The 11,682-nt window shown below is 60.8% G+C and carries 11 protein-coding genes; 2 read left to right on the top strand and 9 right to left on the bottom strand.

Annotated elements, in window-relative coordinates; all coding sequences use genetic code 11:
* The first annotated feature begins 56 nt into the window (after positions 1-56).
* A complete protein-coding gene (locus AC1RR7_RS20200; RefSeq protein ID WP_493158274.1) occupies positions 57-1,019 on the top strand; it encodes a zinc-binding dehydrogenase in 963 nt (320 codons plus the stop codon).
* Between the two features lie 45 nt (positions 1,020-1,064).
* Here AC1RR7_RS20200 and AC1RR7_RS20205 read toward each other — a convergent pair whose 3' ends face one another.
* The 6 genes from AC1RR7_RS20205 to AC1RR7_RS20230 all read right to left on the bottom strand — a co-directional run bounded on the left by AC1RR7_RS20205 (position 1,065) and on the right by AC1RR7_RS20230 (position 6,355).
* Positions 1,065-1,718, bottom strand: a complete 654-nt coding sequence (locus AC1RR7_RS20205) for an HAD family hydrolase (protein WP_096822922.1) — start codon at positions 1,716-1,718, stop codon at positions 1,065-1,067.
* 34 nt (positions 1,719-1,752) lie between these two features.
* Positions 1,753-2,742 (bottom strand): ABC transporter ATP-binding protein, encoded by a 990-nt coding sequence (locus tag AC1RR7_RS20210; protein ID WP_192560138.1) that lies wholly within the window; start codon positions 2,740-2,742, stop codon positions 1,753-1,755.
* A complete protein-coding gene (locus AC1RR7_RS20215; RefSeq protein WP_007960203.1) occupies positions 2,739-3,539 on the bottom strand; it encodes an ABC transporter permease in 801 nt (266 codons plus the stop codon). The genes AC1RR7_RS20210 and AC1RR7_RS20215 overlap by 4 nt, the downstream gene beginning before the upstream one ends.
* Entirely contained in the window at positions 3,526-4,362 is an 837-nt protein-coding gene (locus AC1RR7_RS20220; RefSeq protein WP_167748736.1) for an ABC transporter permease, read from the bottom strand. The genes AC1RR7_RS20215 and AC1RR7_RS20220 overlap by 14 nt, the downstream gene beginning before the upstream one ends.
* Before the next feature lie 5 nt (positions 4,363-4,367).
* Positions 4,368-5,174: an alkaline phosphatase family protein gene (locus AC1RR7_RS20225; RefSeq protein WP_102622780.1), complete on the bottom strand. Its 807-nt coding sequence runs from the start codon at positions 5,172-5,174 to the stop codon at positions 4,368-4,370.
* 116 nt (positions 5,175-5,290) lie between these two features.
* Positions 5,291-6,355 carry an ABC transporter substrate-binding protein gene (locus AC1RR7_RS20230; RefSeq protein WP_085710620.1) on the bottom strand — a complete coding sequence of 355 codons (1,065 nt, stop codon included), beginning with the start codon at positions 6,353-6,355 and terminating at the stop codon, positions 5,291-5,293.
* Between the two features lie 351 nt (positions 6,356-6,706).
* Here AC1RR7_RS20230 and AC1RR7_RS20235 point away from each other — a divergent pair, with 351 nt between their 5' ends.
* Positions 6,707-7,420, top strand: a complete 714-nt coding sequence (locus tag AC1RR7_RS20235; RefSeq protein WP_011333178.1) for a UTRA domain-containing protein — start codon at positions 6,707-6,709, stop codon at positions 7,418-7,420.
* Positions 7,421-7,758: 338 nt separating this feature from the next.
* Here AC1RR7_RS20235 and AC1RR7_RS20240 read toward each other — a convergent pair whose 3' ends face one another.
* The 3 genes from AC1RR7_RS20240 to AC1RR7_RS20250 all read right to left on the bottom strand — a co-directional run bounded on the left by AC1RR7_RS20240 (position 7,759) and on the right by AC1RR7_RS20250 (position 11,584).
* Positions 7,759-9,915, bottom strand: coding sequence for a mechanosensitive ion channel family protein (locus AC1RR7_RS20240; RefSeq protein WP_102622514.1), 2,157 nt, complete (start codon positions 9,913-9,915; stop codon positions 7,759-7,761).
* Positions 9,916-9,991: 76 nt separating this feature from the next.
* Positions 9,992-10,168 carry a hypothetical protein gene (locus AC1RR7_RS20245; RefSeq protein ID WP_173861399.1) on the bottom strand — a complete coding sequence of 59 codons (177 nt, stop codon included), beginning with the start codon at positions 10,166-10,168 and terminating at the stop codon, positions 9,992-9,994.
* Between the two features lie 126 nt (positions 10,169-10,294).
* A complete protein-coding gene (locus tag AC1RR7_RS20250) occupies positions 10,295-11,584 on the bottom strand; it encodes a M18 family aminopeptidase (protein WP_085710626.1) in 1,290 nt (429 codons plus the stop codon).
* Between the last annotated feature and the right edge of the window lie 98 nt (positions 11,585-11,682).

Genomic DNA, 11,682 nt, shown 5'->3' on the forward strand with positions numbered 1-11,682 from the left:
GCAAAAAGCCCGGCGCTTCAGCTTCGGGCTCAGTCCAGACTCACTATGGAGGCACTGTGAAGGCATTGCAAGGCGTTGAAGGTCAAGTGGCATGGGTTGATGAGCCGAGTCCTACGTGTGATGTAGGACAAGTTCGCATCCGGGTGGCGGCAGCCGGCCTCAATCGCGCGGATTTATTACAGAAGGCGGGCCTTTATCCACCGCCGCCGGGTGCCAGTCAGGTGCTCGGTCTTGAGTGCTCCGGGGTGATCAGCGAAGTCGGCGCCGGTTCTTCCTGGCAGGTCGGTGATCGTGTCTGCGCCTTGCTGGCCGGGGGCGGGATGGCCGAAGAAGTGGTCGTCGACGGGCGGCATGTGCTGCCCGTTCCGGAAGGCGTGTCGCTGATCGAAGCGGCTGCACTGCCTGAGGTGTACGCGACCGTCTGGCTGAATATTTTCCAGCTCGCTGCGCTCAAACCGGGTGAGAAAGTTCTTCTGCATGCCGGGGCCAGTGGTATCGGTTCAGCCGCCATTCAACTGTGCAAGGCGTTTGGCAATCCGTGCTGGGTCAGCGTCGGTTCGACCGAGCGCTTGGCCTACTGTGAAGCACTGGGGGCGCAAGGTGGCGTGGTGCGCACCGATGATCTGGAGAGCCTGCGGGACTTCGGGCCGTTCGATGTGATTCTGGATCCGGTCGGTGGCAATTATTCCGCATTGAATCTGAAGCTGATGGCTCAGGACGGACGTTGGGTGCTCATCGGTCTGATGGGTGGCCGCGAAGCGAAACTCGATCTGGCCCAGGTGCTGGCCAAGCGCGTGCAACTGCTGGGTTCGACCTTGCGCAGCCGCAACGATCAGTTCAAGGCCGATCTGTTCAGTGATCTGAGCCAGCACGTGTGGCCGCTGTTTTCCGAGGGACGCTTGAAGCCGCAACTGGCCAAGACCTTTGCGATCAAGGATGCCGAGGCGGCGTTCGCCGAACTGGCGAGCAATACTGTGGCGGGGAAGCTGGTGCTGGTGATCGACGAAAGCCTGAGCTGATCGTCGATGCTTGTGGGAGCAGGCCTGCTCCCACAAGGCAATCGCTTACTTCCAGAGGTGGATCGGCCAGCCGGACTTCTCGGCCTCTGCAAGCAGTACCGGATCCGGATTGACCACATGCGGGTAATCCACTTTCAGCAGCAGCGGCAGATCATTGCGTGAGTCGGAATAGAAACTCGCGCCTTCAAGGTTTTCCTCTTCGGCATCCAGCCATTCCAGCAAGCGGGTGATCTTGCCTTCGCGGTAGGTCAGGGTGCCCACGGTGTGGCCGCTGTATACGCCATGTGCCACTTCCAGTTCGATTCCCAGAATCTCGTCGATGCCCAACCGCTCGGCAATGGGTTTGACCAGGTGCGTGCCCGAGGCCGAGATCACCAGAATCCGGTCGCCGGCTTTGCGGTGGGCGGCGATGGTTTTGGTCGCGTCGCTGAAGATGATCGGCTCGATGAAGTCTTCCACCCACGGGCCGACCAGATGTTCGACTTCTTCCGGGGTTCGACCGATCAAGGGTTCGAGGCTGAACTCCATGAAGTCTTCCATGCGCAACTTGCCATGGCTGTAGGCGTCCATCAGCTCGTTGTTCTTGCGCATGAACGACTCGGGATCGACCCAGCCCAGGCGCCCCATCTGCTCGCTCCAGAGGGTGGCGCAGTCGCCGTGGATCAGGGTTTCGTCCAGATCAAAAATTGCCAGAGCCATCAGTGCAGTTCTCTCTTCAACGTCAGCAAAGTCATCAGGCTACCTCACACAGGGCCGTCGGATCGATGGAAAGTGCCAGGCGCTGACCGTCGGGATGCAGGTCCGCCGCCGAACGGTTGAGGACATCCACCACCAATTCCACGCCCCGGGCTTCGATGCGATAACGGATCACGTTGCCCAGCAGGCTGTGGCTTCGAATCTGTGCGTCGAGTTCGCCGTTCAGGCTCAGTTCGATGGCCTCCGGGCGAATGGCGATGCGATGGTTGATCGGCCGCTGCAACAGCTTCGAGGCACTGTCGGCGTCCAGCAGGTTGTAGTTGCCGATGAAGCCGGCAGCGAATACGTCGACCGGGGCGGTGTAAAGGGTTTCGGCGTCGCCGCTTTGTACGATCTTTCCCTGATTCATCAGGAAAATCCGGTCAGACATGGTCAGGGCTTCTTCCTGATCGTGTGTGACGAAAATCGTGGTCAGGCCGAGTTCGCGCTGGATCTGACGGATCTGCTCGCGCAGGTGTTTGCGAATCCGTGCATCGAGGGCCGAGAGCGGCTCATCCAGCAGCAACAGGCGCGGACGGGTGACCAGCGAGCGGGCGAGGGCGACACGCTGGCACTGACCGCCGGAGAGCTGGTGCGGATAACGGCTGGCGAAATCATTGAGTTCAACCAGTTTCAACACTTCGGCGACGCGCTTGTGGCTGTCGTCGGCGTTGACCTTCTGCATGCGCAGGCCGAAGGCGACGTTCTGCTCCACGGTCATGTTGGGAAACAGTGCGTAGCTCTGGAACACCATGCCGATCCCGCGTTTCTGTGGCGTCAGCGGCACGATGTCGACGCCGTCGAGCAGAATCTTGCCGCCATCCACCGGCGTCAGGCCGGCGATGCAGCGCAGCAGGGTGGATTTGCCGCAACCGGACGGGCCGAGCAGGGTGACGAATTCACCCTTCTGGATTTCGCAGTTGATGTCGCTGAATACGGTTGTACCCGCGTAGTTCTTTTGAAGATGTTGGACGCTGACATAGCTCATTCGCTTTTGTCCTTGTTCAAGATGTTGGCGACCCAGGTCAGGACCAGCACGAAAAAGAAGTAGGAAATCACCAGCGCACTGGTGAAGTGGCCGCTGCTGTTGCGCATGTTGTTGAGGTAGACCTGCAGGGTTTCATAGCGGGTGCCGACCAGGATGTTGGCGAACACGAACTCACCGAACAGGAACGAGAACGACAGCAGCAACGCCACCATCAGACCTTTGCGCAGGTTCGGCAGCACCACCAGGAAGGCTGCCTGAAAAGTGCTGGCGCCGAGCAGTTGCGCGGCGTCCATTAGGTCGCGCAGGTTGATCGCTTGCAGATTGTTGGTGATCGCCCGGTACATGAACGGCAGCGCCACGGTGAAGTAGCAACCGATCAGGATCCACGGTGTACCGACCATCGCGAACGGCCCGGAGCCGTAGAGCTGCAATAGCCCGACCGACGACACCACTGGCGGCACCGCGAAGGGCAGCAGGATCAGGATGTTCATCAGTGCATCGAGTTTCGGGAAGTGGTAATGCACCACGAACAGCAGCGGCAGGATCAGCACCACCGACAGGATCAGCGCGCCGACGCACACCAGCAGCGACTGGCCGAAGGCGTGGAGGAAGCGCGGATCGCTCCACAACTGGATGTACCACTTGAAGGTGAAACCGCTGGGCAGGATAGTGGCCGACCAACTGCTGGCGATCGAGTAGATCAGCGTGCCCACCAGCGGCAGTAGCAGGATGGCGAACAGCAGGTACACCACGACGCGGTGGTAGACGCCGGCCGGGCCGGATTCAGCGCGAGACATGGTAGCTCCTCTTCAACAGCAGTTGATGCACGACGGTCACCAGAGTCATCAGCGCCACCAGCACCACGGCCAGGGCACTGGCCAGGTTCGGATCGAGGGAAATGTCGCCGGAGACCATCGCGGCAATGCGGATCGGCAGCACGTTGAAGTTGCCGGTGGTCAGCGCATACACCGTGGCGTAGGCGCCGAGGGCGTTGGCCAGCAGGATCACGAAGGTGCCGAGCAGGGCCGGGGTCAACACCGGCAGGCCGATGTGGCGCCAGAACTGCCAGCCGTCAGCACCCAGCAGTGCGGCGGATTCACGCCAGTCTTCGCGTAATGCGTCGAATGCCGGGTACAGCAGCAGGACGCCGAGGGGAATCTGGAAGTAGGTGTAGAGGATGATCAGCCCGGTTTTCGAATACAGGTTGAAGTCCTGAATGATCCCGGCCTGTTTCAGCATGATGGTGATGCTGCCGTTGAAACCGAGCAGGATGATGAACGCGAACGCCAGAGGCACGCCGGCGAAGTTGCTGGTCATGTTGGCGAAGGCGTTGACGAAGTTGCGCAGCTTCGAATCGACCCGACGCAGGGAGTAGGCACCCAGCACCGCGATGATGATCCCGAACACACTCGACCAGAAACTGATTTCGAGGCTGTACTGGATCGCCTGCAGATAGAACTTCGAATTGAAGATCTTGCTGAAGTTGGCGAAACCCCAACCGAACTCTTCCGATTGCAGGCTGTTGATCATCACCCAGACCAGCGGGGCGATTTCGAACACGATAAAGAACAGGGCGAAGGGCACCAGGCACAGGGCGGCCAGCCATTTGCCGCGAGTCATTGAGTTCACTTGAGCAACTCCCGGCACACAGGTTTGTCGTGAGGTACGCCGAGCAGCTCACAGACGGTGCCGCAGATGTCGGTCTGCTTCGGTGTGGCGTCGGCGTTCAGGCTGAAGGCGTCGCCGAGCACAAACAGTGGCACCTGGCGTTCTTCCGGCAACAGGCCGTTGTGCGAGCGGTCGTTGTTCATGCCGTGGTCGGCGGTCACAAGCACTTGATAACCGGCGTCGAGCCAGCCTTGCAGGTAGTCGGCAAGGATGATGTCGGCGCTGCGCGCGCTGTTACGGTATTGCGGGGTGTCGAGGCCGTGCTTGTGCCCGGCGTCGTCGATGTTCATCGGATGGATCAGCAGAAAGTCCGGGGCGTGGCGCAGGCGCAGGTTTTCGGCGTCGGCGAACAGGTGCGAGTCCGGATAGTGATCGTTCCAGTAGAAGTGGCCGTGCTGGATCGGTAGCGCCGGGTCATCGGTGTGACGATCCCTGGCGGCCACGAACGGCGAGCGGTTGTAGAGCTCGCTGACCCAGTGGTACGCCGCGGCGGCGGTTTTCAGACCGGCATCGCGGGCGTAGTGATAGATGCTGCGCTGATTGGACAGGCGCGAGACGTTGTTGTGGACAATGCCGCTGTCGATGGGCGGCACGCCCGTGAGGATGCATTCGTAAAGCGGTCGGGACAGGGCCGGCAGCTCGCACTCCAACTGGTAGAGCGCGGCGCGTCCTGCGCCAACGTAAGCCTGCAGATGCCCCATGGCGTGACGCGCGACTTCGTAATTGAGGCCGTCGAGCACGACAAGGATGACGTTGTGCTTCATAGGGGCAAAAACTCCGCGAAACAGATCAGATTTTGAATTCAACGCAGATTCCCCTGTGGGAGCGAACTCGCTCCCACAGGGGATCTTCAGTAACCCCGAAAACGGGATCTACAGCATCACTTCATTTCTACGATGACTTCTTCGTTCCACTTCTGCGGCAGAGCCTTGGAGGTTTTCTCCCACGCATCGGCGTCCTTGATCGGCGTGACCTTCTTGTACTGCTCGTTCGGCAGCAGTTTGGCTTTCACGTCTTCCGGAAGGGTCAGGTGCTCGGCGCGGATCGGACGGGCGTTACCGCGGGCGAGGTTGGTCTGGCCGGCGTCGCTGAAGATGTATTCACGGGTCAGCTTGGCGGCGTTCGGGTTCTTCGCGTATTTGTTGATGATGGTGGTGTAGCCGGAAATCACCGAGCCGTCGGACGGGATCAGCACCACGTAGTCATCCGGGTTGGCCATCTTGGCCTTGTAGCTCAGGCCGTTGAAGTCCCAGACCACGCCGACTTCGATCTCGCCTTTTTCCATGGTGGCGATGGTCGGGTTGGCCATCGACAGGCGACCCTGCTTGGCGATGTCTGCGAACAGCAGCAGGGCAGGCTGGATGTTTTTCTCGTCGCCGCCGTTGGCCAGCGCAGCGGCGAGTACGCCGTTGGCAGCCTGGGCCGCGGTGCTCACGTCACCGATGGAGACCTTGTATTTGCCGCCCTTGAGGTCAGCCCATTTGGTCGGTACTTCGGAGCCGTGCAGCAGCTTTTTGTTGACGATGAAGGCGATGGTGCCGGTGTAGGCCAGTGCCCAGTTGCCGTCCTTGTCCTTGGCCCATGCAGGCACTTGATCCCAGGTGGTCGGCTTGTAGGGTTGCACGACACCTTGTTTGACCGCGATCGGACCGAAGGCCGCGCCGACGTCGCCGATGTCGGCGGTGGCGTTGTCTTTCTCGGCGGCGAACTTGGCGATTTCCTGGGCCGAGCTCATGTCGGTGTCGATGTGTTTCAGGCCGTAGGTCTTGGCCAGGTCTTCCCAGGTGCCTTTCCAGTTGGCCCAGTCATCGGGCATGCCGACGCTGTTGACGGCGCCTTCCGCTTTCGCAGCGGCTTCGAGGGTTTTCAGATCATCAGCCGCCATGGCGGCGGTGCACATGGCAATGGTCGAGCCTAACAGTGTTGCCAGGAAAAGCTGTTTCATTCCGAAGCTCCTTGGTCGTGTTCAACGCTGCGATTGCGGTTTGTGTTGGTCTAGGTCAGCAATACCTGAGCCAATGTAGGGGGGCTGGATGACACTTTGATGTCGGCGAATACCCGACCCGCGTTTTATTTCTCTGGTATCGACGGCTGCCCGATAAGCGTAGACCACCCTCAAAGTCCCGGTGGGCAAGGGACTTGGCCGATGTATTGCAAGTTGTCAGGACGACCGTTCGGTAGTTTTGTCATCTATCGGTCATCTGCACTGCCTAGGCTTGCAGCACGACCGAACGGCGCAATAGTCGTGCGGTTTTGCCCCGAAACAGTGCTGGTCTAGTCCAGATAGGTAACGTTGATGCGCGATGAGGCAACAAAAGCGGTGACAGCCATTGGCCAGATCCTTCAGGAGCAACTCGACCACGGCCTTCTCGCGGCGGGGAGCAAGTTGCCGGCCGAGCGCAAGCTCAGCGAGTTGTTCGGCACGACCCGGATTACGGTACGGGAAGCCTTGTTGCAGCTGGAGGCGCAAGGGCAGATTTATCGCGAGGAGCGTCGGGGCTGGTTCGTGTCGCCGCCGCGCCTGGCCTATAACCTGATGCAGCGCAGTCACTTTCACGCGATGGTCAGTGCGCAGGGGCGGGTGCCGTCGACCGAGGTGATTTCGGCGCGGCTGCAACCGGCGTCAGCGGCGGTGTGTGCGTGGTTGCAGTTGCCGGCGTTGTCGAGCGTGATTCAGATTTGCCGGTCGCGGCGGATCGATGGGCGGTTGGTGTTGTATGTGGAGCATTATCTGAATCCGCAGTTTTTTCCGGGGATTCTGGAGTTTGATCTGAATCAGTCGATTACCGAGCTGTATGCGCGGCATTACGATTTGCACTATGGGCGGGTGCGGTTCGAGATTGTGCCTACGTCTTTATCGGTCGATGCGGCGGCGGCGTTGAGGGTGTCGGTGGGGAGTCCGGGGTTACGGATTGCTCGGGTCAATTATGATCAGTTTGGGCGGTTGATTGATTGTGATCTGGAGTTTTGGCGGCATGATGCGATTCACGTCGGTGTTGATGTGGTTTGATTTTTTTGGGTGAATATCCGTTGCTTCGGTAACGGCTTCTTATGGTTTCGCCCTTACGGCGAGTCACTTTTTTCAAACGCCAAAAAAGTAACCAAAAACGCTGGGCCCCGGCGTTCGGCACCTCGCTTTGGCTCGGTGTTCCTTCGTTACGGGATTCATCCGGGGGCATCGCCTACGGTTTGCTTCGCTGCACCTCCTCTCGATGCATGCGGCTTCGCCGCACGGTCGCTGCGCTCCCACCCCCGGATAAATCCCTCCACTCAGCCTGCCGATGGGGCCGGCACGTCAAAAGCTTTTCTCGAGCTAACGCTCATCGTTTTGAGTGGTGAGGGGCTGGTTTATTCCTGTGTTTGGCCGCCGCCTGCTGTGATCACCTGCACATTCATCCTCGGCGTCGCCAGGTCCAGCCCCGCCTCATCCAGATGCCTTTTTAGCGACAAATTGAACGCCCGTGAAACTTCCCACTGTTTGATCGGTGCGGTTTTGAACCGGGCGCGCAATATCGCATTACCCGATTCAAAACTTTCCACCCCCTGAATTTCCAGTGGCGACCAGATGTTGCGGCGCTGCAATGGGTCGGTGCGCATTTTCTGGCCGACTTCGCGCATCAGTTTGATGGCTTCGTCGATGTTCATGTTGAACGGCACCGCCACGCGGAAGATCGCGTAGCCGAATTCCCGGGAGTAGTTTTTGATGCTTTTGATTTCGCTGAACGGGATGGTGTGGACGATGCCGTCGATGTCCCGCAGGCGTACGGTGCGGATGGTCAGGCCTTCGACGGTGCCGAGGTGGCCGCCGACATCGACGTAGTCGTCGATAGCCAGGGAGTCTTCGATGATGATGAACAGGCCGGTGATCAGGTCGGCCACCAGCGACTGGGCGCCGAAGCCGATCGCCAGGCCGATCACGCCGGCACCGGCCAGCAGTGGCGTGACGTTCATGCCCATGTTCGCCAGCGCGACGATCAGGGCGATGATGAAGATCGCCACGAACAGCACGTTGCGGATCAGCGGCATCATCGTTTGTGCGCGGGCGTTGGCCAGGCCTTTGCGTGAGCGGGTGAGGGCGTGGTGGACGGCGGTGTCGCTGAGGATCCAGATCAGCCAGGCGAAGATCAATGTGCCGATCAGGCTGAACAGTTTGACGCTGACGTCGTGGCCTTCGCCTTCGGTGAAGCCGATCAGTGACATGCCCCAGACCCGCAGGCCGAGTTCGATGAACGCCAGCCACACCAGCAAATGAGCGAGGGTGTAGAAGAAGCTTTTCAGGCGTTCGGAATAGAACGCGTGGCGTTTCGGGCCGCGTTGCGGTTTGAGGGCGTGGCGGCGGACGAGGCCGTTGATCACCATGCACAACACCAGCAGTACGGTGCAGATCAGCGACTGGCGCAATGCCGTGCTGGTGTCGCCGGCGGAGACGAAGGTGGCGAACAGGGAAATCCCCACCAGCACCAGCGCCGGCACGTACCAGAAGGTACCGAGAATTTCGATGGTGTCGCTGAGGGCGCGGCGGGTCAGGCGGCGGGACAGCGGCTGGTTGCGGATCAGGTGGGCGATCGGGCGGCGGAAGCGCAGGATGAACAGGCCGGTCGACAAGGCCGCGAGCACATTGGCGACGGTGGCGGCGGTGTGCGCCAGGTGCACGCCGAGGCCGGCCACCAGTCGCGGGTCGTTCAGGGCTTCGCCGAACGCGGCGAAGCTGCCGATCAACCACAAGGGGCGGAAGGCCTGATGGCGCAGGATGTACAGCGCGCGATGGCGGTGCGGGCCGTCGAGTACGGAGAAGGCAATCACGCAGATCGCCGAGAAACAGGTACCGACCACCAGCGCGTAGGCCAGAACCATCGCCAGGCTTTTGCCCAGCGACGACGGCAGCGCGTAGCTCATGTAAACCGTGATGGCCAGGGCAATCATCCATGGCCCGAGCTTGCGCAGGGCGAAGCGCAGCATGTCGAGGGCCCGGGGGTTTTGCGGCAGCTCTTCGGTCAGGCCGAAGCGCATGCGCACCCGGTGGCCAAGCCAGATCAGTGCGGCGGCGAGCAGGCTCCAGACGGCGAGAATCACGGCGAAGGCGAAGATGATCGGCAGCCATTCACTGGCCGGCAGCATCAGGTCAGACAGTTCGTCTTTGGCCAGATCGAATTCGGCGGACCAGCGATTGAGCGGGCTGTCACTGCCGGTGAATTGTTTTTCAAAAGTGGCGAGGGTGCCGCCAATCAGGCCCAGCACGCCTTCTTCCGGGGTGGCCTGGGCTTTTTTCGTGGCGTCGCGCAGTTTTTTCAGATCGCTCAGCAACTGGGCGCGTTGCTTGTCGTTTTCCAGCGACTTGATGACTTCGTCGAGGGACTGGCCGAGGGGTTCCTGGGCTTCGGGTTGCGCCTTGTTCGATCCACTGAGCAGGCCGGGCAGGCTCACCGCGTGGGCAGGCGCCAACGGCAGCAGCGTCATCAGGCAGATGAGGAACAGGCAGGGCAGGGCAGAAAGACGAGCGAACACTAGGCGGTCAACCTCGCAAGGGGCGGATCGGGCGAGTGTACGAGCCCGTCAAAATCAATGCGAGCCGAGCGCGGATTTATTCGTTGAGTTTGGCGAGGATCTTGTAGACCACGGTAGCCAGGATCAACAGCATGCCGATCCACATGGCGAACACTCCGGCGTTCTTGTCGCGGAAGTTGAAGCCGATCGCCAGCAGAATCATTCCGCACAGTATCGGAATGAGCATGGCGTGGAACGCAGACATCGAGATCATGGCGACAGCCTTGTCGTAGGGGATGATTTAAGTCTAGGTGGAATTTTGCCGACCGGTGGTGATGTGTATCACAGTCACTGCGCAGTCGCCGTGGCGAGGGAGCAAGCACCCTCGCCACAGAACCGGTTACGGCAATTCGCGGCTGGCGTAGAACGCGCTCAGCACTTTGACCAGGTGGGCCAGGTCATGGCTGCCGCACAGTTCGCGGATCGAGTGCATGGCGAACGTCGGCAGGCCGATGTCGACCGTGCGCACGCCCAGGTGGCTGGCGGTGATCGGGCCGATGGTCGAACCGCAACCCATGTCGCTGCGTACCACGAAGCTTTGCACCGGGACTTCTTCGGCCATGCACAGATGACGGAAGAACCCGGCGGTTTCACTGTTGGTGGCGTAGCGCTGGTTGCTGTTGACCTTGATCACCGGGCCGGCGTTGAGTTTCGGGCCGTGGTTGGCGTCGTGCTTCTCGGCGTAGTTCGGGTGCACGCCGTGGGCGTTGTCGGCCGAAACCAGCAGGGATTTCTGAATGGTGCGTACGAATTCGTCACCTTCCGGCAGCAGGCGACGCAGGGTCTGTTCCAGCATCGGGCCGTCAGCGCCGCACGCCGAGCAGGAGCCGACTTCTTCGTGGTCGTTGCACACCAGCACGCAGGTTTCTTCGGTGTCGGCGGTCAGCAGGGCTTGCAGGCCGGCGTAGCACGACAGCAAGTTGTCGAGGCGGGCGCCGGCGATGAAGTCACCGTTCAGGCCGATGACGGCGGCGCTTTGGGTGTCGTAGAAGCTCAGCTCGTAATCGAGCACCACGTCGGCATTGAGGCCGTGCTCGCGGGCCAGTTGATCGGTGAGGACTGCGCGGAAGTCCACACGCTCGTCACCGGCGAACTGCGCGAGAATCGGCGGCAGTTCGGTCTGGGCATTGATCGCCCAGCCCTGATTGGCTTCGCGATTGAGGTGGATGGCCAGGTTGGGAATGATCGCGATCGGGGCCTTGAAGTCGATCAACTGACTCTCGACCTTGCCGTCGCGGCGGAAGGTGACGCGGCCGGCCAGCGACAGATCACGGTCGAACCACGGTGCCAGTAGCGCGCCGCCGTAGACTTCGACGCCCAGCTGCCAGAAACCCTGGCGCTGCAATTCAGGTTGCGGCTTGACTCGCAGGCACGGGCTGTCGGTATGGGCGCCGACCAGGCGGATGCCGTCGTGCAGCGGAGAGTTGCGGCCCATCTTGATCGCGACGATCGAGGAGTCGTTACGGGTGACGTAGTAACGGCCATTGGCTTCGGTGTGCCAGGTCTCGCGCTCGTCGAGGCGCACATAACCGGCGGCCTCCAGGCGTTGAACAAGGCTGGCGGTGGCGTGAAACGGGGTAGGGGAGGCCTTGAGGAAGTCGATCAGGCCTTGGTTCAACTCTTCGCGCATAAGAAGCTCCAGACAGCAATGGGCGGGAGTTTAACGCATGCCGGTGCGCAGGCCACAATCGAAATCGAATGTAAAAGGAGATCCACTGCGGGGGCAGG

The sequence above is a fragment of the Pseudomonas sp. GW821-FHT11G12 genome (genome assembly GCF_058808055.1).